The following is a 24,593-nucleotide window of genomic DNA, read 5'->3' as shown; positions in this document are numbered from 1 at the left end:
CATGAAACGAAAATTACTTACTATTGGCCTAATGGCGGTTGTTGCATTTAGTTGCAAAAATCAAGAAGACAGTATTAAAAACAAAGCAGTAAACGTGGAATCAATTCAAGAAAACACAGCTGGTGAGGATATCTATCAATTCAAAGTCAAAGATATTTCTGGAAAAGAATTTGATCTTGCCTCATTAAAAGGGAAAAAGGTGATGATTGTAAATACAGCTTCAGAGTGTGGTTTAACACCTCAGTATGAGCAATTACAAGCATTGTATGACGAATTTAAAGGAAAGAATTTTGTTGTAATTGGATTTCCGGCAAATGATTTTGCAAATCAAGAGCCTGGAACAAATGCAGACATTGCTACTTTTTGTACTAAAAATTATGGAGTGACTTTTCCTATGATGGAAAAAATTTCTGTAAAAGGGGAAACAATGCATCCGTTGTACCAATTTTTAACTTCAAAAGCTAAAAATGGTATTGAAGAAAATAAAGTAGAATGGAATTTTCAAAAATACTTAATTAACGAAAAAGGACATTTGGATAAAGTGTTATCGCCTCAAACACTACCTATTGACGAAGTTATTATCAACTGGATTAGCTCTTAAATAAAATACAAATATTATATTAAAATAAATGCACTATGGAAATAGTGCATTTATTTTTTGCCAAAGAACTTCGTCAAAATCAGATAATGCCATGTTGCTTCCGTCCGCAGCATCTCCCATTCTAATAATCACCATTTTTTTGCTAGGAACTACATAGATTTTCTGGTCATTTTTGCCTAGAGCCATAAACATATCACTAGGTCCCGAAGGTATAATACTTCCATTAAATTGAAGTTGACTTTGAGGGAGATGATAACTTGATTTGCCATTAAGCCACCAAAGATACCCATATGACTGATTTATATTTTGTGAAGTTGAAGTAGCTTCATTAAAATAGGCTTGATTAACAATTTGTGTTCCGTTCCAATTGCCTTTGTTTAGAGCTAATAACCCAAAACGAGCCATACTTCTACTGTCACTTGCGTAAACCGAATTATCACCGCTCTGAACCCAACTTCCATTCATCCCAATTTTGTCTCTCAGTTTTGTGTTAAAATAGTTACTCCAAGTCTGGCCAGTTGCTTGTGCTATAACATCCTGAAGTTTAACATAAACATTATGGTATGCCCATCTTGTGCCCGCATCTGCTTTATATTGCAAGTTGCTTGGATCAACATTATCTCCTAAAGCATCATCAAGTCCTGACGACATGCTAAGTAAGTGTTTACAGGTAATGAGGTTTTCTTTTACTAAAGTCTCACTTGTCCATCCTGTACCAATATATGTAGATACTTTGCTATTAATATTTAAAAAGTTTTCCTGCTGTGCGATTCCTGTTACTGTTGATGTAAGCGTTTTTCCAGCGCTTGCCCAATACCATAATGAAGTTGATGTATGGCTGTTGAAATAATTTTCCATTACGATTCTTCCATTTACTAAAATGATGAAAGATTTAGTATGTTTTAAATCTAAATAATCTAATAGTGGTTGAACAGCAGTTTGATTCCAGTTTAGTGATGAAATTGATTTTGTTTCCCATGTCGAAGAATTATTAGGAGGGAAATACATATTCTCTTCTGGAATTGCTTGGGAAGGAGTTGTTGTAGTTTCATCATCTGAACTGCAGCCTACAATACTCATAAGACAAAGGCTTAATGCATAAAATAGTTTCATTTTGGTCGATTTAGTTATTTTCAAATTTAGACTATAATTTTTCAAAAAGGTTTAACCGAATGTTTTAATTTTACGATATGAAAAAAATGGCATTTATAATAGCGTGTTTGGTTGTTCTTTCTTGTAAGGAAAAAGCAACTATAAAAAATATTGATAAAATTAAAGGATACTGGCAAATTACAAAAGTAGAAACTGTTGAAGGTAATGAGAAAGATTATCCAGTAAACGAAAATTATGAATATTTTGATATTAAGGATAAAGTAGGGTTTCATAAAAAAGTAAGATGGCAACCTATGGGAACATTTTTGGTAGATGATTTACAAGAAAAAATAGTTGCTTCTGAGAAAGATGGGCAACTAGTGTTGGATTTCTCTTCTAATTTTGGAAAGCATACAGAATCAGTAATTGAATTATCTGATAGTTTATTGGTTCTAGAATCAAAGGAAGGAGCTGAATTTTATTATAAAAAAGTAAACGTTAACGCATTATCACAATATGACAAAAAGGCTGAGTAACGAGAGTTCTATTAGTGATGTTTTAAAAGAAATCATTGAAGTAAATAAGTTAGATAAAGGCTTGAATCAGATTTCTGTGGCTGATGCATGGAAAAATTTGATGGGAAATGGAGTAAACAATTACACTCGAAATGTGTTGCTGAAAGGTTCAACCTTATATGTGGAACTTACTTCTTCAGTCTTACGAGAAGAATTAAGTTACGGTAAAGATAAAATCATCAAAATGATCAACGAAGAACTCAAGAGAGAAGTCGTTAAAGAAGTTGTCTTAAAATAAAAAATGCCCCAATTCGGGGCATTTTTACTAACCAATAAAAAAATTAAAATTGCGCACTTTCGGTCGAATCTTTCATAGCTACAGTTGAAGCTAATCCTGCCGTTACTGCATTTTGTACTTCGTCAAAGTAAGTTGTTCCAACAAAGTTTTGATGTTTTACAGCTCTGAATCCTTCAGCTTGTAATGCAAATTCTTTTTGCTGTAATTCTGAATAACCAGCCATTCCTTTTTTCTTATAAGCTAAAGCTAACTCAAACATTGATGTGTTTAAAGCATGGAATCCAGCCAATGTGATAAATTGGAATTTATAGCCTAAAGCGGCTAAATCTTCACGGAATGTTTCCATTTCGGCTACCGATAATTTTACTGCCCAGTTAAACGATGGTGAACAGTTGTATGCTAATAATTTACCTGGATATTGTGCATGTATCGCTTCAGCAAATTTTCGTGCTTCGGTAATATCAGGAGTTGATGTTTCTAACCAAATTAAATCAGCATATGGTGCATAAGATAAGCCGCGACTAATTCCTTGTTCTAATCCAGCATTAACATAAAAGAAACCTTCGGGAGTTCTTTCGCCAGTAATGAATTTTCTGTCTCTATAATCCACATCACTTGTTAGTAAATTTGCTGCATCAGCATCTGTACGGGCAACAATTAATGTTGGAACTCCCATTACATCAGCTGCCAAACGTGCTGCTACTAATTTATTGATTGCTTCTTGTGTTGGTACTAAAACTTTTCCACCTAAATGCCCGCATTTTTTCGCCGATGATAATTGATCTTCAAAATGTACACCTGCAGCTCCAGCCTCGATCATACCTTTCATTAATTCGAACGCATTTAAGTTTCCACCAAAACCAGCTTCTGCATCTGCAACAATTGGAACTAGATATTCTTTTTTATTTTCTACTTTATTAACCGATTGAATTTGATCGGCACGCAACAAAGCATTATTGATTCTTTTTACCACCTGTGGAACGCTATTTGCGGGATATAATGATTGATCTGGATACATTTCGCCTGCTAAATTAGCATCGGCTGCTACTTGCCATCCACTTAAATATATAGCTTCCAATCCGGCTTCCACTTCCTGGATTGCCTGATTTCCTGTCATAGCTCCTAATCCGGCCACCCAGTCCTGAGAATGTAATTTTTTCCATAGTACTTCAGCGCCACGACGTGCAATGGAATGTTCAATTTGATAAGAGCCTTGTAAATCCACTACTTTTTCAGCAGTGTATGGTCTTTCTATACCTTTCCATCTTGGGTTTGTTGTCCAATCTGTTACTAATTGTTGAATTCTTTCTTCAGTTTTCATAATTTTGTTGTGCTTTAAATAGTTATTGTTAATTATTTGAATTTAAGCTGTCAGATGTTGCCGCATCTGGCAGTTTTTAAATATACTTGTAGGCAGTAGTTGTTAAGAAATCGTCTAATTCGGGTTTAAATGACATTTCAGTGAACAGTTCTGCAGCCAATCCGAATCTTCCTTTAACATATCTTTCTTCACCTACCTCTTCTTTAATTTTTAGCATTTCTATTTCGGTCAATTCTTTTAGTAGGTAAGGAGTGAATGTTTTTCCGTTTTCTAAAACTACTTTCTTTTGTAACCAAAGCCATATTTGTGTTCTTGAAATTTCAGCAGTGGCAGCATCTTCCATTAAATAATATAGTGCAGCAGCGCCAACACCACTTAACCAAGATTCAATATAAAGAATTGCAATATTGATATTTTTTTGAATACCTTTCAAAGTGATATTTCCTTCAGGAATTTCTAATAGCTGTTTTTCAGTAATACTTATTTCATTTCGTTTGATATGCATTTGATTTTTAGTACGCATGTTATCATTAAAAACTTTCATGGCAATCGGAACTAATGCTGGGTGGGCAACCCAAGTGCCATCATGACCGTTTTTTACCTCACGTTCTTTATCAGCTATTACTTTGTTAAAAGCAGCTTGATTGGCTTCATCATTGTTTTTGATTGGAATTTGGGCTGCCATGCCTCCAATGGCTAATACATTACGTTTGTGACAAATTTGTATTACACGTAATGAGTAGGCACTCATAAATGGACTTGTCATGGTAATTTGGTCACGATCAGGAACAATGAAGTCTTTGTGGTTTTTTAGCTTTTTTATATAAGAGAATATGTAATCCCAACGACCACAATTCAAACCAGCGATGTGATCTTTTAATTCGTAGATAATTTCATCTAACTGAAAGCTGGCAGTGATAGTTTCGATTAGAACTGTAGCTTTAATTGTTCCTTGTTTAATTCCTAAATAGTCCTGACTAAATGCAAAAACTTCATTCCACCAACGCGCTTCTTCATAATGTTCTAGTTTAGGTAAATAAAAGTAAGGACCAAATCCTTGTTCAATCAATGTTTTGGCATTGTGGAAGAAAAACAGTCCAAAATCCACTAATGATCCCGATGCTAATTCGTCATCAAATACAATATTTTTTTCTTTTAAATGTAAACCACGTGGACGTACTAAAAGAACAGCAGTTTTTTCATTAAGAGTGTATTCTTTTCCATTTTGTACAAAATTGATGGTTTTGTTAATGGCATCTTTCAAATTTTGTTGGCCTTCTATTAAGTTTGACCAAGTAGGAGAGCAGCTGTCTTCAAAATCGGCCATGAATGTTTTAGCGCCCGAATTCAATGCGTTAATTACCATTTTTCGGTCTACAGGTCCAGTAATTTCAACTCTTCGGTCTAATAATGCATCAGGAATTTTTGCAGCAGTCCAAGCAGTATTTCTGATTTTTTTTGTTTCTAATGGAAAAATTGGTTTTTCACCAGAATTAAAAATTTCTTGTTGTATTTCTCTTTTTTCTAAAAGTGAAATTCTACTTTGATTGAATTTTGTGTGTAGGGCTTCTAAAAAAATCAAAGCATCCTCTGTGAGAATCTCAGAATATAACTCTTGATTTTTTATTGTTGTGGTTTTATTGATTGTTAGTTCCATGCTGTGGTTTACTATTTAGTTGTTTTCTGCGAACAAATTTATAAAATAAAAAAATACAAAACAAGCGAACGTTCGCAAAATATTTTAAAATTGCAAAATTCATTAAAAGTTATATCTTTGTTTGTAAGTAATAATTCCAGTATTTATAATGATTGAAGAAGAATATATACGTTTGATCTTCGGATTGAAATTGAAACAGATGCGAACTGAGAAAAATCTGTCACTATTTGGTTTGGCCAAAATGACTGGCTTGTCTAAATCGTATCTGAATGAAATTGAGAAAGGGAAGAAGTATCCGAAACGAGATAAGATATTATTGTTAGCGGAAGCATTGGAATCAAATTATGATCATTTGGTTTCCTTAAAACTGGATAAAAACCTGGCGCCAATCGGTGAAATTCTTCAATCTAATATACTGAAGGAAATTCCTTTGGAGTTATTCGGAATAAAGGAAAGTGACTTGATCGATATTATTGCTGAAGCACCAGTAAAAGTCAATGCTTTTATCAGTACACTTTTTGAAATCGCAAAGCATTATAACCTGACTCGTGAAAGCTTCTTTTTGGCAGCCTTACGATCGTATCAGGAGGCAAATAATAATTATTTTGATGAAATAGAAAGTCAAGTAGAGAAATTTGCAAAAGCTTACTCTATAGATTTGAACAAGAGATTGGCTGTTTCTGAATTAGAAGAAATTTTAATTGAAGAATATGGTTATACGATCAACAATGAAGAATTGTCACAGCATAAGGAATTGATTAATCTCCGCTCTGTTTTTGTTCCAACTTCTAAGACGCTTTTGGTTTCTTCTGAAACAGACGAGTCACAGCGAATGTTTATTTATGCCAAAGAAATTGCCTACAACTTTTTGAATATTACCGATAGATTGTACACATTCTCTTGGATTAAGTTTGAACGTTTCGATCAGGTGTTGAATAATTTTCTTGCTTCTTATTTTGCAGGTGCTTTGCTAATCCCTAGAAAACCATTGGTAAAAAAACTGAAAACTTTTTTTGAAAAAAAAACATTCGATGCCGTTGAATTCCAAAGTTTAATAGCTGAGTATACTGATTCTCCTGAAACTTTCTATCAGCGTCTTACTAATATTCTTCCGAAGGACTTCAATCTTAAAAACTTATTCTTTTTGCGTTTCAGTTACAAGCCAGATCGTAGCGATATCAAATTGACAAAGGAATTACATATCACCAATTTATTAGAGCCACACGCCAATGAAAGTTATGAGCATTATTGTAGAAGATGGATTTCGTTAAAAACCATAAAAGAAATCCCGAATGTAAATGATGAGCATTTGTTTGACAGTCAGATTTCTTCCTACACACATAGCGGAGTGGAATATTTTACGATGTCATCGGCGACTAAAGATCCGTTCAGAAAAGGGTATTACAGAAGTATTGGTTTTGGAATCATGATTACGCCGAATTCGTCTTCTAAAATTGCTTTCTTAAATGATGAAAAGATAAAAAGACGTGAAGTAGGGGTGACCTGTGAATCTTGTAGGATTTTAGATTGTGCTGAAAGGGTTGTGCCACCAAAAACAGTAGAGAAAAAAGTCAGATTTGCCCAAACTGATGAAGTAGTTCAGGGTATTTTTGAAAAGTATAAATAATAAAAAAGCCGTTCTATTGAACGGCTTTTTTATATTGTATGTTTTATTAGAACATTTCTCTTCCTGCAAAGTGGAAAGCACCTTCGATTGCTGCATTTTCATCAGAATCAGATCCGTGAACTGCATTTTCTCCAATTGAAGTAGCGTATTTTTTTCGGATTGTCCCTTCAGCTGCATCAGCCGGGTTAGTAGCTCCGATTAAAGTACGGAAATCTTCAACAGCGTTATCTTTTTCTAAGATAGCAGCTACGATTGGACCTCTTGTCATGAATTCTACTAATTCACCGAAGAATGGTCTTTCAGCGTGAACTGCATAAAATTTTTGAGCATCAGCTACAGTTAACTGTGTTAATTTTAAAGAAACGATTCTGAAACCACCTTCAGTAATCATGTTTAAAATTCCACCGATGTTTCCTTTTTCAACCGCATCCGGTTTGATCATAGTAAAAGTTCTATTACTTGCCATTTTTTCCTTTTTTAATTTGCGTGCAAAAGTATAACTTTTTAATCAATCTGAAAGAAAAGTTTTAATGATATTTTAGTTAAGAGTTCTAGCCAATCTAAATCCGTAGAATTCATTCGTTTTATTAGGATCAGTACTAATTCTGTTTGCAGTTCTTAAATAATTTTCTTGGCTGTCCCATGAACCACCACGAACTGCTTTTTTCTCACCGCGTATTGGTCCTCTTGGATTATTTCCATCTTCTGTTTTGTAATAATCTTTGTTGTACCAATCCCAACACCATTCCCAAACATTACCACTCATATCATGTAGACCTAATTCATTGGGTAATTTTGTACCAACTGAATGTGGTTTTCTATCACTATTTTTAATCCACCAAGCTATTTCATTTGAGTTGTTTGCCCCAGCAAAAACATTTCCTTTTGATTTGTTTCCACCTTTAGCAGCAAATTCCCATTCTGCTTCTGTTGGTAAACGATAGCCATTTGCCGTAAAATCACATTTTACATTTGGTCCTACAACTATATAGGCTTGTTTTAAACCTTCAACTTTACTTAACCAATTGCAATATTCAACAGCATCAAACCATGTAATATTAGTAACTGGATTATTGTCATTCCAGCCCCAAACTGGAGTTTGCGGCATTTTTTTCTTTGTTTTTTTGCAATAGTCTTTCCATTCCCAAACAGTTACTTCCAGTTTATTAATTTCGAAAGAATTTAATTTTACTTCGTGCTGTTTTTGTTCGTCGTTCTCAGCAACACGGTTATCGTCTTTTGAGCCCATCATAAAAGTTCCACCTTCAACTTTTACCATTTCAAGTACAGGATTTCCTATTCTGTAAAATGATAGTAAAGTAAAAGAGACAGCGCTCACGAGTATTAATTTTTTTAACATAAGGGTTTTGTTTTGTTATAAAAATTTCAATCAAATCGGGCGCAAAAGTATATTTAATTATGAATTAAGTTAAGTGTTTGTGTGTTTAATCGATATAAATGCAAAAATAATCGTTAAAACGACTATTATATTGAAAAATTATCAATAAATGATTAAAAATTTAAATTTCGAGTTGATTTTTTTCAATTACAAAATTCTCCAAGACCAAAATGTCAAGTGCTGTTTCTTCAAAAAGGGTTATTGCTTGTTCTGGTGTTTCTACCATTGGCATACCCCGTCTGTTTAAGCTTGTGTTTAATAAAATTGGAATTCCTGATTCTTTTTCAAAATATTCAATAAGTTTATAGAAACGCTCATTCCATTGTTTATTAACGGTTTGCACCCTGGCAGAACCATCTTCATGGGTTGTGTTTTTAAGTATTTCTATGAATTCTTCACGAGTTTTATCTACTAGAATCATGTAAGGACTGTTTCTTCCTTTTTCAAAATATTCTGAAACTTTTTCTTCTAATACAGCAGGAGCAAAAGGTCTAAAATCTTCTCTGAATTTAATATTACTGTTGATGTGCTGTTTCATCCCTTTTATACCAGGATGTGCTAAAATACTTCGCCTTCCCAATGCTCTTGGGCCAAATTCTGATTCGGCATGAAACCAAGCAATTGTTTTGCCTAAGTTAATTTTTAAAGCACAATGTTTTAATAATTCATCTTCTGTTTGAAAATGACTTATTTGATAATGATTGTACAGCTCTTCTTGTATTGCTTTTTCAACTTCATTTTCAGTATATTTTTTTCCAAAACAGGTTGAACCATTATGAGGTATTTTAGACATTTTTAAATGTTGAAGCCAACCGTAAAAAGCGCAACCCAAAGCCAAACCATTATCCGCTGCTGCGGGTTCCCAATAGATGTTTTGCGCTAACTTAGTATCTTGGAGTTTGGCATTGGCTACTGCATTTAAAGCCACACCACCTGAGTAGCAAAGATTGGGATGGGAAAAGAGGGAATAACGATTGGTTATGCATTCCAAAACTGCTTTTTCAACTTGTTCTTGAGCCCATTTTGCTACATCTGCATAATAGGAAAAATTAGCTTTGAAATAATCATAACCTTCAGATGGGTTGTTTAATAGTGCTTTCCAATCGTCAGAAACATATACATTCTGATTTTTAAAATAAAAAGCTTCCATGTCAAATACTTCTGTTTTTCCATAAGGAGCCAGCCCCATTAATTTTCCTACGTCGTCCATGTTTCCAAAAACATAATGGCTTACAGCAGCATAAAAGCCTCCTATAGAATGGCGAGTTGTAGGGAGTTTTAATAAGTCTTTTTGTGCTTCAGCCATAGGACTAAAATCCTTATAAATGGTCGTTAGTTTTGTTCCGTCATAATAATAAAAACTATCTTTTTCACATAGCATTTCATTGGCAGCTAAAAAGTGTTCTGCTATTGTGTGTTTTTCATTTGGATTTAATTCTAAAAAATGTTCCAATGGACTTCCGCATCCATCAATAACCATGACAGCACATTCGGTAAAAGGTGAGGTTCCAATTGCACTGTAAGCATGAGCAAGATGATGAGAAATAGTAATAATTTCAGGATTGGATTTTTCTGCAAAGATTCGTTTTCCCTTGAAACGCTCTCGAGATGGAATTGTGAAGTTTTCACTCTGTACAACTAGAGTAATATCGTTGATTGTTATGTTTTCTGCTTCGAGACAGTATTGAATAGCTTCTGTGTCGTTACCACCATCGTGTTTTATTCTTGTAATGCGTTCTTTTTCAATAGCTACACAAACTTTTCCGTCTTTTAATAATACAGCAGAACCATCATGAGATAATCCGGTTCCCAGTACGTAAATTGGCTTATTCATTCTTCGATTTTGTTCAATCGAAAGTTATAAATAATCTTTTGATTTACTAATTGAATTTTTTAGCTATGTTTTTATACAATCAATGTTGAAAAATTTTGATCCAACGGATTTAATTCGGAGAGTAATTTTGAAATCAATTCATCTCCACTTTCGATATAAAATTCCGAAAAATTCTGTTTGCGTTCTTGAAGTCCACCATTAGGGAATAATTCGTTTTGTATATTGGTTATACGTTCCAATTGATCTGCTAAAACTCTTTTTTCTGCTTTAAGTAAACGCTTTTCGAGGTTTTCTAATCCTTTAATTTGTTTTGCTTCCTGTGCTTTTACAGCACCTAAAAAAGATTTGTCAGTTTGCTGAGCAATTTTGTTAAGTGTACTAAATTGCTGTTTTAAGAACTCTTTCTGTAGTGTAAAATCAATGTTATAGTTAGAAAGTTCTTTGGCTTTTTTATTAATTAAATCTTGTTGTTTTAGGAATAAATCAGACCAATTCAAATGAAGTTTGTCAATTTTACTGACTTGTTTAGTAAATGCCAGAAGAACCGAATTACGCAATAGTAGAATAGGAAAGGTTATATTATTGCTTTCAAAATTAGATTTAAGTTGCAACCAATAAGCAATTTCTCCACCACCACCGATGTAGCATAAATTTGGAAGTATAATTTCTTGATATAGTGGGCGTAAAATTACATTAGGACTGAATTTTTCAGGGTGATTTTTTAATTCAGTAAGAATTTCATTTTTAGAAAATTCAATCTTGGTATTATTTACAATGTATTTTCCTTTCTCATATACAATTCGTTCACGTAGATTATCTTCTATATAAAATAGATTGATTTCTCTAGGATTTACCTGGATATCGTATTCATTAAGTTTTTTATTGCTTTCTGAAACGTTCTGAAATGAGGTTTGCTCTACTAATTCTTTTTGGACATAAGGAGCGAACAGTTTTTTTAAACTCAAATCATCTCCATCAACAATTATCAATCCTTCTTCCTTAAATAATTCATTAGCCAGAAAACGGGTAGCTTCAGTTAAATTATCATGTTCCAAATAAGCTTTTCTGAATAACTCTTTTAAGTAATTTGCATTATCACCAATTCCCAGTTCTTTTGCAAATTGTTCATATACTTCATCTAGTCCTTGAGTAGATAGTCTTCCTACTGGACCTTTACTAGAAGTGTCCCATTTTATCTTTTTATTTTTGAAAGTAAAATGATTGATTTCTTCAAAATCATGGTCCTCTGTTGCCATCCAATATACCGGAACAAAATCGTAAGTAGGATATTTTACTTTTAATTCCTTACTCAGATTAATTGTAGACACAATTTTGTAAAGAAAATATAAGGGACCAGTAAATAAGTTTAACTGATGACCAGTTGTAATAGTAAAAGTTGTTGATTCTTTCAGTAACTCAATGTTTTCTAGAGACTTCTCTGATAAAACAAAGTTTTTATTTTGCTCAAACAGACTATCAACTAGTATTTGTCTATTTTCCTGAGAGAAATTTTTTGTTTTTTCTTCAATTTGGGGAAGAAAATTTTCAATCTTTGGGAAACGATGATATAATGACTGTAATTCAGGTTTTTGGTTTAAATAATCAATAATAAGTTTTGAGAAATATCCTGAATTTTGATAGCTGATACAGTCTGATGGCATAACTTTTCTTTGTTTCTGCTAAATTAGCAAAAATAAAGGTAGCTAAAATCGGTTTAACAAAGGGTTATGATTTTAGTTTTTTAGGATTACTTTTGTAGTCTAATTAAAGAAGTTTTGAAAAATATTCTCCTTATCACACCACCTTTTACCCAGCTTAATACTCCGTATCCAGCAACGGCTTATTTAAAAGGATTTCTGAATACTAAAAGAATCTCTTCATTTCAGATGGATTTGGGAATTGAAGTGATTCTGGAATTGTTTTCGAAAAAAGGATTAACTACTATTTTTAATTTTGTTTCAGGGAATGGAATGGAAATGTCTCAGAACTCTGAAAGAATTTTAGCATTACAGAAAGATTATATAAAGACAATAGATTCAGTAATTGAATTTTTACAAAGTAAAAATCCAACATTGGCGAGGCAAATATGTTCCGGGAATTTTCTTCCGGAAGCATCACGTTTCGAACAGCTTGATGACATGGATTGGGCTTTTGGTTCTATGGGTATGCAGGATAAAGCAAAGCATTTGGCTACTTTATACCTTGAGGATTTATCTGATTTTATTGTTGAATGTATTGATGAAAATTTTGGTTTTAGCCGTTATGCTGAACGATTAGGAAGAAGTGCAAATTCGTTTGATGAATTATATGGATACCTACAAACAGAATCAACATATATTGATGGTATAACTCTTGATATTTTGGAGCAAAGGATTAAAGATATAAGCCCAAAACTTGTTTGCTTGTCTGTTCCATTTCCAGGTAATTTGTATAGCGCTTTTCGTTGTGCACAGTTTATAAAAGATAATTATCCTCAGATCAAAGTATCAATGGGAGGTGGTTTTCCTAATACTGAGTTGCGTGACTTAAAGGACGCACGTGTATTTGAGTTTTTCGACTATATTACACTTGATGATGGAGAACTTCCTGTAGAATTACTGATTTCTAATTTGAATGAAGAAAATACTAAAGAATTCAAACGCACTTTTCTTCTTGAAAACGGAGATGTAGTGTATAAAAATGATACACTACGCCATGATTATAAGCAAAGTGATGTAGGAACCCCTGATTATACAGATTTATTGTTAGATAAATATATTTCGGTTATTGAAATAGCAAACCCCATGCACAGTTTGTGGAGTGATGGGCGCTGGAATAAACTCACAATGGCACACGGATGTTATTGGGGAAAATGTACGTTTTGTGATATTTCATTAGATTATATTAAAGTATACGAGCCTATTCATGCTAAAATTTTAGTGGATAGGATGGAAGAGCTCATTGCTCAAACTGGAGAAAATGGTTTTCATTTTGTAGATGAAGCAGCTCCTCCGGCTTTGATGCGTGAGGTCGCCATAGAAATTTTACGAAGAAATCTGACAGTAACTTGGTGGACAAATATTCGTTTTGAAAAAAGTTTTACTACTGACTTATGTGTTTTGTTGAAAGCTTCAGGTTGTATTGCTGTCTCTGGAGGTTTAGAAGTGGCTTCGGATCGTTTATTGGAGCTTATTAAGAAAGGAGTCACAGTTGAACAAGTTGCAAAAGTGACAAGAAATTTTACTGAATCAGGAATTATGGTGCATGCCTACTTAATGTATGGTTATCCTACACAAACTGTTCAAGAAACGGTTGATAGTCTTGAAATGGTTCGTCAAATGTTTGAATTAGGTATTCTGCAATCGGGATTTTGGCATCAGTTTGCAATGACTGCGCATAGTCCAGTGGGAATGAATCCTGATGAATTTGGTGTAGTACCTCAATTAAACGAGATTACTTTCGCAAATAACGACATTGAGTTTAAAGATAAAACTGGAATCAATCATGATAAATTCAGTTTTGGTTTAAAAAAATCTCTTTTTAACTATATGCATGGAATTTGTTTTGATTATCCTTTGCAGGATTGGTTCGATTTTAAAATACCGAATACAAAAATAAATCCTGATTTTATTAATGAGTGTCTTCATGAAGAAAGTGAGTTTCATAATAAACCTAACTCTAAAGTTGTTTGGATTGGCGGAATACCTTCTTTTGAAACGTTTTCAAAATCAAAAAAAGGAAATACTTGGGAAATGATGAAGTTTACTTTTCACGACAAAAGAGAAACTTTTGATATTGCAGTTGATAAGGAAAAAGGGGAGTGGTTAAAGAATATTTTGGTAAAGATATCTATTTCAAGCGAAAAGTTAATGACTTATCAAAATGTAAAATTAGATTATGAAAACAATGGATTGGAAGATTTTGAGTTGTTTTGGCTTTCTAAGTCCATTATTACTTTGAGGGAAATTGGATTGTTACTATTATAAAATATAAAAGTCTTCACTTTTTGAGTTGTGAAGACTTTTAAAATCCTAGGAATATTGTATAACTAAAAGTTAAACAGCTAACTGAAATGGATTTGAATTACTAGGATCGGCTACAACGTTTATTAGATGACACAAATCTTCTTTTCTTAATATATACTGATCATTATCAAGTAAGAAAATTTGATAATCTAGCATTTTTTTATATTTACTTAATTGAGATTCATCAGCTGAAATAAAATACATTTCTGAATATTCATCCCATTGATTAGTTTTCTCAACTAAAAATTCAAAATATTGGTAATGCAAGTTTCTTCTTGCATTGAATCCTTCAAAACGAATGATATCTAAATCTAATTCTTGCTTTTCAGATTCTGTTAATGATTCAATTGCAGCATTGATTCTTTTGTACATGAATAGAATTTGTGTAGTTTCTTCACATATTTCTATTGGAATTTCCTCAATTGCTACATCAAAGATTTCATAATACTTTTCTGTATAACCATTTTCAAGAATATCAATTCTTAAGTCATAGTTCTCAGATGGATCACCTATCTTCGATAATATTCTAAATTGATTGACAAGCATTTGTCTCTCAACTACTGATAGTGTTTCTGGTATCATGTTGGCTAAATTTGTTAAGTCAAAGATAGAGCTACAGTTTTGTTTGATATTACGGTTTTACCGTAAGAAATGTTAAACTTTGAGTTAAGAAATTAATTATATAAGAAAAGACCTTCATTGAAGGCCTTTTTAAATTTATTATGTAACTAAAATTAGTTTACAGGAGTTCCATATAAATCAAATTCTGTTGCTTCTGTTATTTTTATATTTACAAAATCTCCAGTTTTTAAATAATGGGTTGTTGCATCTATTAAAACTTCATTGTCAACATCAGGGCTATCAAACTCTGTTCTAGCTACAAAATACTGTCCTTCTTTTCTGTCTACTATACATTTGTATGTTTGGCCAATTTTCTCTTGGTTTAGTTCCCAAGAAATTTGAGCTTGTAGTTCCATGATTTCATTAGCACGAGCTTGTTTTACATCGGCAGGAACATCATCTTCTAAAGAAAAAGCATGTGTGTTTTCTTCATGTGAATACGCAAAACATCCTAAACGTTCAAAGCGCATTTCTTCTACCCAATTTTTAAGAATCTGAAAATCTTCTTCTGTTTCTCCAGGATAGCCAACAATCAAAGTTGTTCTAATTGCCATTCCTGGAACGGCAACTCTAAAATCTTTTAATAACTGTGTGGTTTTGGCATATGTTGTCCCACGGCGCATCGATTTTAGAATATTATCAGAAATATGTTGTAAAGGTATATCAATGTAGTTGCAAATTTTAGGTTCGTTTTTCATTAACTCTAAAACATCCATAGGGAAACCCGTTGGGAATGCATAATGTAGACGAATCCATTCGATACCTTCAACTTTTACTAAATTTTCAAGTAATTCAGCAAGATTACGCTTTTTGTATAGGTCTAAACCATAGTAAGTTAAGTCTTGTGCAATTAAAATAAGCTCTTTTACGCCATTGGCAGCTAAGCCTTCAGCTTCTTTAACTAATTTTTCAATTGGCTGAGAAATGTGTTTTCCTCTCATTAATGGAATAGCACAAAAGCTACATGGTCTGTCACAACCTTCGGCAATTTTTAAATAAGCATAATTTTTAGGAGTTGTAGTTAAACGCTCTCCTAGTAGTTCATGTTTATAATCGGCACCTAATGCTTTTAATAATTGAGGGAGTTCAGTAGTTCCAAAATATTTATCTACATCTGGAATTTCTTTTTCTAAATCTGGACGATATCTTTCAGATAAACATCCTGTTACAAAAACCTTGTCTACAATACCTTGTTCTTTTTTATCTACATACTCTAAAATAGTGTTTACAGATTCTTCTTTAGCATTGTTGATAAAACCACATGTGTTAATTACTACAATATTGCCTTCTTGCTCATGTACTACGTCTTTTCCACTTGCTTTTAATTGTCCCATTAGCACTTCACTGTCGTAAACGTTTTTTGAACAACCTAAGGTAATTACATTGATTTTATTTTTTTTTAAAGACTTGGTTCTCATATATTTAGTATTCTACTTTTTTAGAAAGTGTGCAAAATTACGCTTTTTATATTAAGGAGCGTTAACGTTTGTGATTTTTTTAAAGGTTGAAAATAAAAAAGCCTTCATAAAAGAAGGCTTTTTATTGTTTATATAAGAAATTTAATTTTATAATTTAAATGATATTGTAGCTATGAAGTTGTCCATTCTATTGTTAATTGCTGCTCTATCGTTAAGTCCAGCTAAAAATAGTTGCTCACCATAATTTCTTTTAGCAGTTGAATATGCAAAATCTAACTTAGTTCTTCCAAAATCGTATCCTATACCTGCAGAATATCCTTTAAGATCATCCATGATTTTTTTGCCTTTATAAGGACTTTCTTCAAAACGATAACCAGCTCTTAAACTCCATTGATGGATTTTATGTTCTGCTCCAATACGTAATTCTCTAGTATTGTCAAGGTTGTCTCTTAAAGCTTTATTTAATCCGTCATAATCTCTTATTGGCTTAAATTTTGTATTGCCATAGTCTTTAAACGAATAATCAAGACTCAATAAACCAATTTTGGCAAAAACCAAAGCTCCACTCAATGTAACTTTTCCTGGAGTTTTTAAATTATAAGGATCATATACGATTGTTATGTTAGGGTCTGCTGTATCAGGATATAATTCTCCATTGGTACTTCCGCTTACTCCTTTTGCATTTTGAGTTAGTTCATCTGTAAATTCATACCATGTAGGTGATTCATATGCAGCCCCAAGTCTTAAAATATTAGTTACTTTAAAAATTGCTCCAAGTTGAAAAGAAAATCCATTTCCGGTAGTATGTAGGTCATTGTTAAAATATACTCTTTTAATTTTGTCTATTGTAGTTGTGTTGTTTTCATTGCTTTCGAAGAAATATGAACTTCTTTTAAAATCTGAAAAATGTGAATTTAAACTTAAACCAATTGACAGCCACTCTGCATATTGTGCTGATGCGTTAAAAGTAAGTTTTCCATTATAACCTGTTGTTTGAATACTTTTTTCTTGATAATAATTCCCTCCTGAAGGAACTAAGGAAGTGTATAGTCTATTGTTGCTTTCATTGTAGCTAGGATCTGTATCAATAATATATGATTGATATCCTAACCAAGCTTGCTGCTCTTCATAAGTTAATTCATCGTAATAATAATTATCCAAATTAAAAGCAGACACACCACCATCTCTATTGGCATAGTATAGGAAATATTTGTCTATAGAATTTGTTGGGTTTATTCCGCTGAAGTATAAAGAATTGTCAAAATTATTTTGATTTTCATAGTTTATAGACAATGCAAATTTATTCCATTGGTTCTTCTCACCACTTTTTTCAAAAACGAAAACACCTCCTACTTGATTTAAATCAAAAGCATTGGATGATTCTGAATTTTTAGTTCCAAAATAATTTGAATTATTTTTATTGTTTGAATTATTAAGTGTAACTGATATTTGGTTATTATTAAAGATAGAAGAACTAGCTGGATTTATACTAATGGCTGATAGATCTCCGCCAAGAGCTCCCATGGCACCACTTAAAGCTCTAAAACGAGCTGTGCCTAATTGGTTGGTTTGACTGTATCTTAAAGCATCAGTAAAATCTTGAGCTTGTGTGGCACTTGATCCAATAATTATAATTAATAATGATAGATATTTTTTCATAACGTATGTATTAAAAAGCCTATACATGCCAATTGTTTAGTTGTATAGGCTGTGTAGATTTTATTTATCCTCTGCGACCACCTCTTCCACCACCGCCAAAAGATCCACCGCCATTACCACCAGAAGATCGAGGACTGTCAAAACTTCTCGGGCTTTCACTACGGGGTCTCGGTGTGTTATAGTCAGAACTTCTTGGACTTTCAGGTCTAGGTCTAGGATTCATGAATTCAGAATTTCTTGGATTTTCTGTTCTCGGTCTTGGAGTGTTGTATTCTTGATTCCTAGGATTGTCAATTCTTGGTCTTGGATTTACATTATCATTTTGTGAATCTCCTTTTGGATTGCTAATTCTTGGCCTTGGAGTGTTGTTAATCATACTATTATTGTATTCACCTCTTCTTGGTCTCGGAGTATAATTTCTTGGAGAATTTGATGTGCCATAATTGCTTGAGGTATATGATCTTCTTCCAATTGAATAGCCATTAGAATTGTATCTGTCATTGTAATATGAAGAACCTCTGGTTCCATGACTATAAGCATAATTTCTTCCATAATAACCATTACCATAATAATAAGGTGATCCATAATAACCTCCATAGTAGTAGGGATTGTACCAGCTCCATGAAGGACCATAATAACCAGTATATCCCCAATAAGGATCGTACCAACCATAATTCCATGAGCTCCATCCTAAATAAATTCCAGATCTCCATGGTCTGTATCCCCAGTAATTATTCCAATACCAGCCTGAATTCCATCCCCAATCGTTATTGTAATAGTTTATAGTAACATTACTGTTGTTATCTCCCCATCCGGCATAACTTTTACTCTCTGTTTTCTTAATTGTGTCATTTGTATCACTCGAGTATCCTTCTACATCAGTAAAAACTTCTGTATTGTTATTACTGTAGTTGTTTGCGTTTGCGGCAAAATATTCTTTGTATTTGTTTCCTGACGGATTTTCTACAACAGAACTTTCATTTTGTGCAGTTTCTCTTTTCTCACTGCCATAAATCCCGTCATTATCGTAATAGGATTTATTTTGATAAGAACCACAAGAAACTACAGTTAGTCCTAATAATCCAACAAGGGACATAAGGATTCTGTTTTTAAAAGAAAAGTAGTAAGTTTTCATTTCTATTTAGTTTTTATTGTTGGACAACACAAAAATAGTTAGTTTTGCCAAACTATTTCAAGTATAAATATAAACAATTTTTGTGCCAAACTATTCAATATGAGCAAGAACTTAACAAAACGCGAAGAAGATTATTCTAAATGGTATAACGAGCTAGTTGTCAAAGCTGATTTAGCTGAGAACTCAGGTGTAAGAGGTTGTATGGTAATCAAGCCCTATGGGTATGCGATTTGGGAAAAAATGCAGGCAGAATTAGATAGAATGTTTAAAGAAACTGGACATAGTAATGCTTATTTTCCTTTGTTTGTGCCAAAAAGCATGTTCGAAGCTGAAGAGAAAAATGCAGAAGGATTTGCAAAAGAATGTGCTATTGTTACTCATTATCGCTTAAAAAATGATGAAGAAAGACCAGGTAAATTGATGGTGGATCCAAATGCTAAACTAGAGGAAGAACTAATTGTTCGTCCTACGAGTGAAGCTATCATTTGGAGTACTTATAAAAACTGGGTTCAATCCTATAGAGATTTACCATTGTTGATTAATCAATGGGCAAATGTAGTTCGTTGGGAAATGCGTACACGTTTGTTTTTACGTACCGCTGAATTTTTATGGCAAGAAGGACATACTGCCCATGCAACAAAACAAGAAGCATTGAATGAAACAGTTCAGATGATGAATGTGTATGCTGATTTTGTTGAGAACTTTATGGCGATTCCAGTTGTAAAAGGTGTAAAAACAGAAACGGAACGATTTGCAGGAGCTGATGAGACTTATTGTATTGAAGCATTAATGCAAGATGGTAAAGCTTTGCAAGCAGGAACTTCTCACTTTTTAGGACAAAATTTTGCGAAAGCATTTGATGTAAAGTTTGCTAATCAAGAAGGCAAGCAGGAACATGTTTGGGGGACTTCTTGGGGAGTTTCAACACGTTTGATGGGAGCCTTAGTGATGACTCATTCTGATGATAACGGATTAGTGTTGCCTCCAAATTTGGCACCTATTCAAGTTGTTATTGTACCAATTTTTAGATCTGATGAAGAATTTGAAGCAATTTCGGCTGTAGCCAAAGATTTGATAACTAAATTCAGAAAATTAGGTATTTCTATTAAGTATGATGACAGAACGACACAAAAACCAGGATTTAAATTTGCTGAATGGGAATTAAAAGGTGTGCCAGTTCGTATAGCTGTTGGTCCAAAAGATTTAGAGAATGGAACTTTTGAAGTAGCTCGTCGTGATACGTTGTCAAAAGAAGTAATCGCTGCTAATGGAATTATAGATTATATCGAAGGGTTGTTGGAGCAAATTCAAAAAGATTTATTTGATAAAGCGTTGAATTATAGAAATACTCATGTAACAGAAGTGAATTCATTCGATGAGTTTAAAGATGTTTTAGATGGTAAAGGTGGTTTTGTATCAGCACATTGGGATGGTACTGCGGAAACTGAAGAAAAGATAAAAGAATTAACAAAAGCGACCATTCGTTGTGTGCCTTTAGATAGAAAAGAAGAGGAAGGAGTTTGTGTTTTGACAGGAAAACCTTCAAATGGAAGAGTCTTATTTGCAAAGGCTTACTAAGAAAGTCGAAAAAAAAGATAAAAAAAAACGAAAGTAGTGTTGCAGGAATAAAAAATGTGTATATCTTTGCACTCGCATTACAGAAATGAGTACTCTTGAAGAGTTCAGAGTAAGTAAAAGGCCCGTTCGTCTATCGGTTAGGACGCCAGGTTTTCATCCTGGTAAGAAGGGTTCGATTCCCTTACGGGCTACAATTTTTGAAATACTGAAATTAGATTATAGATGGCCCGTTCGTCTATCGGTTAGGACGCCAGGTTTTCATCCTGGTAAGAAGGGTTCGATTCCCTTACGGGCTACAAAATTAGTTGTAAATAAGTTTTATAAAATAAACTCTTAGTGTCTCAAGATTTATTTTATTAGTTAAAACCAAAGTGATTGCAAAAGTAATTGTGGGAGGTTTTTCTTTTTTAACTGATAGTTTATAAATAATTATTACAATTAAAATTAAAAGAAAATGGCAAATCATAAGTCAGCTCTAAAGAGAATTAGAAGTAACGAAAAGAAAAGAGTATTAAACAGATATCAGCACAAAACTACTCGTAATGCTATCAAAGCAATCCGTTTAGCAACTGATAAAGCTGAAGCTTCTGCAAAATTATCAACTGTTATTTCAATGATTGATAAATTAGCTAAGAAAAACATTATTCACGATAACAAGGCATCTAACTTAAAGTCTAAATTGACTAAACACGTAGCTGCTTTATAATTCAATTAGTGTTCAAAATTTACTCAAAAGCCTTGCATTTGCAGGGCTTTTTTGTTTTATACTATGATAATTTCTTTTCCAGTGTCTCCATTTTGGATTTGACAGTACCATATTCAAAAAAACGAATAGTGTTTAGTATCCATTGTAAAGTCCTTACTGGATTGATTAGTTTGAAGGCCAGATTGGCAATTTGAATGTCTCTTTCTTTAATTAAGTTATCTGATTTATCTGGATCTTTGTATAAACATTCTGCAAATGTCCAAGCCCCATCTCTGGCAGTTTCAATACTGAATTGAATTACTTTATCATCCCATTTTTTTGCTAAAGGCATTAGTATTCCAAAAACTGGAGAAATACTTCCCATGTTTTGTTTAACTTCATCTGTCATATCAGAAAGAAGTTTATTGATGTGGTTAAAATCACTTTTTATCCCTTCTAATGGTTCTTTTTCTATGGTATTGATGGTGACAATTCCTAAATCTAGATTGATATGAGCATTAATGCCTAATAATAAATGTTGTAATACAAGGTATTCTCCAGCGCCTGCTTTTAGAGCAGTTTCCCAACTTTTAGTAGTGGGTTGGTTGTTTTTTAAGTCAAAATAAGCTTTGAAGTAACGGTTAGCAAATATAACATCAAGTTTTTCCATTCTTTTATTGTCTTCAAAACGATTGTTTATAATGCCTTCTTTTACATTGATGGTTACTTTTCTGTATAATACTGCAAAATATCCTAATGGGTTGTTGGTGTTTTTGCATTCTTCAACTATTATGTTTAGAATGTCTATTACTTCGTTTATAGTATTGGCTTGCATGTAAGTTAATTCTTCTAATTTTTTATAAATGTATTAATTAAATTTGATTGGTTTCGAGTTTTTTATCCTATAAATTGAGTTGATTTTGTTTAATTATTATGTCTTAATTGTTAAGTATTTAGCTCATGAATTAAAAATGTTTTTTATGTAAAAAATAATCGTACTTTTGCACCACAAAAAAATACACATGGAATCAATTAGAAATATTGCGATTATTGCGCACGTTGACCACGGAAAGACTACGTTGGTTGATAAAATCATGTATCACTGTCAGTTATTTCGTGAAAACGAAAACACAGGTGATTTAATTTTGGATAACAATGACCTTGAACGCGAGCGCGGAATTACAATTACTTCTAAGAACGTTTCGGTAACTTACAAAGGAACAAAAATCAACATTATCGATACTCCGGGTCACGCCGATTTTGGTGGTGAAGTAGAGCGTGTATTGAATATGGCTGATGGTGTTTGTTTATTGGTAGATGCTTTTGAAGGACCAATGCCACAAACACGTTTCGTATTACAAAAAGCAATCGACTTAGGTTTAAAACCATGTGTTGTAATCAATAAAGTTGATAAAGAGAACTGTACTCCTGAAGAAGTTCATGAAAAAGTTTTCGACTTAATGTTCGAATTAGGTGCTACTGAAGAGCAGTTAGATTTCCCTACTGTTTATGGTTCTGCTAAGAACAACTGGATGAGCGAAGACTGGAAAAATCAGACTGAAAACATTGAGCCGTTATTAGACATGGTTTTAAATAATGTGCCAGCTCCAAAAGTTTCTGAAGGTACTCCTCAAATGTTAATCACTTCATTAGACTTCTCTTCTTTTACTGGTCGTATCGCTATTGGTCGTTTACAAAGAGGTGTTTTAAAAGAAGGAATGAATGTTTCTTTAGTAAAACGTGACGGTTCTATTTCTAAATCAAAAATTAAAGAGTTACATACTTTTGAAGGTTTAGGACGTAAGAAAGTTACTGAAGTTGTTGCAGGTGATATTTGTGCTATTGTTGGTTTAGAAGGATTTGAAATTGGTGATACTGTTGCTGATTTTGAAAACCCAGAGGCTTTAGCTTCAATTGCTATCGATGAGCCTACAATGAGTATGTTGTTTACAATTAACGATTCACCTTTCTTTGGTAAAGAAGGTAAATTTGTTACTTCTAGACACGTAAAAGATAGATTGACAAAAGAATTAGAGAAAAATTTAGCGTTACGCGTTAATGAAACTGATTCTGCAGATAAATTCATGGTATTTGGACGTGGGGTATTACACTTATCAGTTTTAATTGAAACTATGCGTCGTGAAGGATATGAGTTACAAATTGGTCAGCCACAAGTAATCATCAAAGAAATTGATGGAGTTAAATGTGAGCCAATCGAAGAATTAACTATTGACTTACCAGAAAACGTTTCAGGTAAAGCGGTAGAATTCGTAACAGTTCGTAAGGGTGAAATGTTGAGTATGGAACCAAGAGGTGAGCGTATGATTATTAAATTTATCATTCCTTCACGTGGTATTATTGGTTTACGTAACCAATTATTAACGGCTACGGCTGGTGAAGCTATCATGGCACACCGTTTCTTAGAATACCAACCATACAAAGGAGAAATTGCTGGACGTATCAACGGTTCATTAATTTCAATGGAAAATGGTAAAGCAATTCCTTACTCTATCAATAAATTACAAGATCGTGGTAAATTCTTCGTAGATCCAAATGAAGATGTTTATGAAGGTCAGGTTATTGGTGAGAATTCAAGAGGTGATGATATGGTTGTTAATATCACTAAAACTAAGCAGTTAACAAACTTCCGTTCTGCTGGTGCTGATGATAAGACTAGAATTGTTCCTGCTATCAAATTCACTTTAGAAGAAGCTTTAGAGTACATTCAAAAAGATGAATATGTAGAGGTTACTCCTAAGTCATTACGTTTACGTAAAATTTACTTAAACGAAAATGATAGAAAGCGTTTTAAAATAGCTTAATATACTTTTATTATAAAAGAAAAGCCTCTCAAATTTGAGAGGCTTTTTTTATTTTGATTTGAAAATTAAATTGAGAACTGCTAAAATTACTATTGCTCCAAAAGCTCCAGTTATAATTGAACCAATAAGTCCGCTACCAATACTGATACCAAGCTTACCAAAAACCCAAGAACCAACAAAGCTTCCTAAAATTCCAACAACAATGTTGCCAATTAATCCTAAACTACTCCCTTTAAAAATTTGACTACCAAGCCAACCTGCAATAGCACCAATAATTAATGTTACAATAATTCCCATAATTTAATTTTTAGGTAAAACGTTTTAATA

21 protein-coding genes and 2 tRNA genes are annotated in these 24,593 nt (G+C 33.0%); 10 read left to right on the top strand and 13 right to left on the bottom strand.

Annotated elements, in window-relative coordinates; genetic code table 11:
• Position 1: 1 nt before the first annotated feature.
• Complete coding sequence (locus LJY17_RS07140) at positions 2-601, top strand: glutathione peroxidase (protein WP_264543157.1); 600 nt, start codon at positions 2-4, stop codon at positions 599-601.
• A gap of 33 nt (positions 602-634) precedes the next feature.
• Here LJY17_RS07140 and LJY17_RS07135 read toward each other — a convergent pair whose 3' ends face one another.
• Positions 635-1,714, bottom strand: a complete 1,080-nt coding sequence (locus LJY17_RS07135; protein ID WP_264543156.1) for a serine hydrolase domain-containing protein — start codon at positions 1,712-1,714, stop codon at positions 635-637.
• An 86-nt stretch (positions 1,715-1,800) separates the two neighbouring features.
• Here LJY17_RS07135 and LJY17_RS07130 point away from each other — a divergent pair, with 86 nt between their 5' ends.
• The gene (locus tag LJY17_RS07130) at positions 1,801-2,229 is read left to right on the top strand and encodes a lipocalin family protein (RefSeq protein ID WP_264543155.1); all 429 of its coding nucleotides are present in this window, start codon (positions 1,801-1,803) and stop codon (positions 2,227-2,229) included.
• Positions 2,210-2,506: a DUF721 domain-containing protein gene (locus LJY17_RS07125; RefSeq protein WP_264543154.1), complete on the top strand. Its 297-nt coding sequence runs from the start codon at positions 2,210-2,212 to the stop codon at positions 2,504-2,506. The genes LJY17_RS07130 and LJY17_RS07125 overlap by 20 nt, the downstream gene beginning before the upstream one ends.
• Before the next feature lie 43 nt (positions 2,507-2,549).
• On the opposite strand, the gene aceA is transcribed toward LJY17_RS07125, so the two are convergent.
• Both aceA and aceB read right to left on the bottom strand, forming a co-directional pair.
• Complete coding sequence (gene aceA, locus LJY17_RS07120) at positions 2,550-3,827, bottom strand: isocitrate lyase (RefSeq protein ID WP_264543153.1); 1,278 nt, start codon at positions 3,825-3,827, stop codon at positions 2,550-2,552.
• Positions 3,828-3,903: 76 nt separating this feature from the next.
• Positions 3,904-5,484 (bottom strand): malate synthase A, encoded by a 1,581-nt coding sequence (gene aceB / locus LJY17_RS07115; protein ID WP_264543152.1) that lies wholly within the window; start codon positions 5,482-5,484, stop codon positions 3,904-3,906.
• A 148-nt stretch (positions 5,485-5,632) separates the two neighbouring features.
• Here aceB and LJY17_RS07110 point away from each other — a divergent pair, with 148 nt between their 5' ends.
• Entirely contained in the window at positions 5,633-7,111 is a 1,479-nt protein-coding gene (locus LJY17_RS07110; RefSeq protein WP_264543151.1) for a helix-turn-helix domain-containing protein, read from the top strand.
• 46 nt (positions 7,112-7,157) lie between these two features.
• Here the strand turns inward: LJY17_RS07110 and LJY17_RS07105 are convergent, their stop codons facing one another.
• The 4 genes from LJY17_RS07105 to bshC form a co-directional block, all read right to left on the bottom strand.
• Positions 7,158-7,577 carry a nucleoside-diphosphate kinase gene (locus tag LJY17_RS07105; RefSeq protein WP_264543150.1) on the bottom strand — a complete coding sequence of 140 codons (420 nt, stop codon included), beginning with the start codon at positions 7,575-7,577 and terminating at the stop codon, positions 7,158-7,160.
• A 72-nt stretch (positions 7,578-7,649) separates the two neighbouring features.
• Positions 7,650-8,471: a formylglycine-generating enzyme family protein gene (locus LJY17_RS07100; protein WP_264543149.1), complete on the bottom strand. Its 822-nt coding sequence runs from the start codon at positions 8,469-8,471 to the stop codon at positions 7,650-7,652.
• A 160-nt stretch (positions 8,472-8,631) separates the two neighbouring features.
• Positions 8,632-10,344, bottom strand: coding sequence for a carbamoyltransferase family protein (locus LJY17_RS07095; protein WP_264543148.1), 1,713 nt, complete (start codon positions 10,342-10,344; stop codon positions 8,632-8,634).
• Between the two features lie 71 nt (positions 10,345-10,415).
• On the bottom strand, positions 10,416-12,005 hold the full coding sequence (gene bshC, locus LJY17_RS07090) for a bacillithiol biosynthesis cysteine-adding enzyme BshC (protein ID WP_264543147.1): 1,590 nt from the start codon (positions 12,003-12,005) through the stop codon (positions 10,416-10,418).
• Between the two features lie 114 nt (positions 12,006-12,119).
• Here bshC and LJY17_RS07085 point away from each other — a divergent pair, with 114 nt between their 5' ends.
• Complete coding sequence (locus LJY17_RS07085) at positions 12,120-14,309, top strand: B12-binding domain-containing radical SAM protein (RefSeq protein ID WP_264543146.1); 2,190 nt, start codon at positions 12,120-12,122, stop codon at positions 14,307-14,309.
• A gap of 69 nt (positions 14,310-14,378) precedes the next feature.
• Here LJY17_RS07085 and LJY17_RS07080 read toward each other — a convergent pair whose 3' ends face one another.
• From LJY17_RS07080 to LJY17_RS07065, 4 genes are all read right to left on the bottom strand, one after another.
• Positions 14,379-14,930 (bottom strand): YfbU family protein, encoded by a 552-nt coding sequence (locus tag LJY17_RS07080; protein WP_264543145.1) that lies wholly within the window; start codon positions 14,928-14,930, stop codon positions 14,379-14,381.
• Positions 14,931-15,082: 152 nt separating this feature from the next.
• Positions 15,083-16,387 (bottom strand): 30S ribosomal protein S12 methylthiotransferase RimO, encoded by a 1,305-nt coding sequence (gene rimO, locus LJY17_RS07075; RefSeq protein WP_264543144.1) that lies wholly within the window; start codon positions 16,385-16,387, stop codon positions 15,083-15,085.
• A gap of 147 nt (positions 16,388-16,534) precedes the next feature.
• Positions 16,535-18,046 carry an OmpP1/FadL family transporter gene (locus tag LJY17_RS07070; protein ID WP_264543143.1) on the bottom strand — a complete coding sequence of 504 codons (1,512 nt, stop codon included), beginning with the start codon at positions 18,044-18,046 and terminating at the stop codon, positions 16,535-16,537.
• Between the two features lie 64 nt (positions 18,047-18,110).
• Positions 18,111-19,181, bottom strand: coding sequence for a hypothetical protein (locus LJY17_RS07065; protein ID WP_264543142.1), 1,071 nt, complete (start codon positions 19,179-19,181; stop codon positions 18,111-18,113).
• 99 nt (positions 19,182-19,280) lie between these two features.
• On the opposite strand from LJY17_RS07065, the gene proS reads away from it, so the two are divergent.
• The 4 genes from proS to rpsT all read left to right on the top strand — a co-directional run bounded on the left by proS (position 19,281) and on the right by rpsT (position 21,465).
• A complete protein-coding gene (gene proS, locus LJY17_RS07060) occupies positions 19,281-20,759 on the top strand; it encodes a proline--tRNA ligase (RefSeq protein ID WP_264543141.1) in 1,479 nt (492 codons plus the stop codon).
• Positions 20,760-20,878: 119 nt separating this feature from the next.
• Positions 20,879-20,950 (top strand) — tRNA-Glu (locus LJY17_RS07055).
• Positions 20,951-20,983: 33 nt separating this feature from the next.
• Positions 20,984-21,055: transfer RNA gene (locus LJY17_RS07050), tRNA-Glu, on the top strand.
• A 158-nt stretch (positions 21,056-21,213) separates the two neighbouring features.
• Complete coding sequence (gene rpsT / locus LJY17_RS07045; protein ID WP_264543140.1) at positions 21,214-21,465, top strand: 30S ribosomal protein S20; 252 nt, start codon at positions 21,214-21,216, stop codon at positions 21,463-21,465.
• Positions 21,466-21,526: 61 nt separating this feature from the next.
• On the opposite strand, the gene LJY17_RS07040 is transcribed toward rpsT, so the two are convergent.
• Positions 21,527-22,279: a DUF5995 family protein gene (locus tag LJY17_RS07040; RefSeq protein WP_264543139.1), complete on the bottom strand. Its 753-nt coding sequence runs from the start codon at positions 22,277-22,279 to the stop codon at positions 21,527-21,529.
• Positions 22,280-22,466: 187 nt separating this feature from the next.
• Here LJY17_RS07040 and typA point away from each other — a divergent pair, with 187 nt between their 5' ends.
• Complete coding sequence (gene typA / locus LJY17_RS07035; RefSeq protein ID WP_264543138.1) at positions 22,467-24,266, top strand: translational GTPase TypA; 1,800 nt, start codon at positions 22,467-22,469, stop codon at positions 24,264-24,266.
• Between the two features lie 48 nt (positions 24,267-24,314).
• Here the strand turns inward: typA and LJY17_RS07030 are convergent, their stop codons facing one another.
• Positions 24,315-24,563: a GlsB/YeaQ/YmgE family stress response membrane protein gene (locus LJY17_RS07030; RefSeq protein ID WP_264543137.1), complete on the bottom strand. Its 249-nt coding sequence runs from the start codon at positions 24,561-24,563 to the stop codon at positions 24,315-24,317.
• Between the last annotated feature and the right edge of the window lie 30 nt (positions 24,564-24,593).

The sequence above is a fragment of the Flavobacterium hankyongi genome (assembly GCF_036840915.1).
Lineage (GTDB): Bacteria > Bacteroidota > Bacteroidia > Flavobacteriales > Flavobacteriaceae > Flavobacterium > Flavobacterium hankyongi.
The sequence above is the reverse complement of the archived record's forward strand: the minus strand, read 5'-3'. Positions and strand labels throughout refer to the sequence as shown.

Bases quoted from the DNA above. Each gene is read 5' to 3' on its own strand.
- rimO (WP_264543144.1), bottom strand. From the start codon at position 16,387: ATGAGAACCAAGTCTTTAAAAAAAAATAAAATCAATGTAATTACCTTA.
- aceB (WP_264543152.1), bottom strand. From the start codon at position 5,484: ATGGAACTAACAATCAATAAAACCACAACAATAAAAAATCAAGAGTTA.
- rpsT (WP_264543140.1), top strand. From the start codon at position 21,214: ATGGCAAATCATAAGTCAGCTCTAAAGAGAATTAGAAGTAACGAAAAG.
- typA (WP_264543138.1), top strand. From the start codon at position 22,467: ATGGAATCAATTAGAAATATTGCGATTATTGCGCACGTTGACCACGGA.
- LJY17_RS07125 (WP_264543154.1), top strand. From the start codon at position 2,210: ATGACAAAAAGGCTGAGTAACGAGAGTTCTATTAGTGATGTTTTAAAA.
- LJY17_RS07065 (WP_264543142.1), bottom strand. From the start codon at position 19,181: ATGAAAACTTACTACTTTTCTTTTAAAAACAGAATCCTTATGTCCCTT.
- LJY17_RS07110 (WP_264543151.1), top strand. From the start codon at position 5,633: ATGATTGAAGAAGAATATATACGTTTGATCTTCGGATTGAAATTGAAA.
- LJY17_RS07100 (WP_264543149.1), bottom strand. From the start codon at position 8,471: ATGTTAAAAAAATTAATACTCGTGAGCGCTGTCTCTTTTACTTTACTA.
- proS (WP_264543141.1), top strand. From the start codon at position 19,281: ATGAGCAAGAACTTAACAAAACGCGAAGAAGATTATTCTAAATGGTAT.
- LJY17_RS07040 (WP_264543139.1), bottom strand. From the start codon at position 22,279: ATGCAAGCCAATACTATAAACGAAGTAATAGACATTCTAAACATAATA.
- LJY17_RS07135 (WP_264543156.1), bottom strand. From the start codon at position 1,714: ATGAAACTATTTTATGCATTAAGCCTTTGTCTTATGAGTATTGTAGGC.
- LJY17_RS07095 (WP_264543148.1), bottom strand. From the start codon at position 10,344: ATGAATAAGCCAATTTACGTACTGGGAACCGGATTATCTCATGATGGT.
- LJY17_RS07105 (WP_264543150.1), bottom strand. From the start codon at position 7,577: ATGGCAAGTAATAGAACTTTTACTATGATCAAACCGGATGCGGTTGAA.
- LJY17_RS07030 (WP_264543137.1), bottom strand. From the start codon at position 24,563: ATGGGAATTATTGTAACATTAATTATTGGTGCTATTGCAGGTTGGCTT.
- bshC (WP_264543147.1), bottom strand. From the start codon at position 12,005: ATGCCATCAGACTGTATCAGCTATCAAAATTCAGGATATTTCTCAAAA.
- LJY17_RS07130 (WP_264543155.1), top strand. From the start codon at position 1,801: ATGGCATTTATAATAGCGTGTTTGGTTGTTCTTTCTTGTAAGGAAAAA.
- LJY17_RS07070 (WP_264543143.1), bottom strand. From the start codon at position 18,046: ATGAAAAAATATCTATCATTATTAATTATAATTATTGGATCAAGTGCC.
- LJY17_RS07140 (WP_264543157.1), top strand. From the start codon at position 2: ATGAAACGAAAATTACTTACTATTGGCCTAATGGCGGTTGTTGCATTT.
- aceA (WP_264543153.1), bottom strand. From the start codon at position 3,827: ATGAAAACTGAAGAAAGAATTCAACAATTAGTAACAGATTGGACAACA.
- LJY17_RS07080 (WP_264543145.1), bottom strand. From the start codon at position 14,930: ATGATACCAGAAACACTATCAGTAGTTGAGAGACAAATGCTTGTCAAT.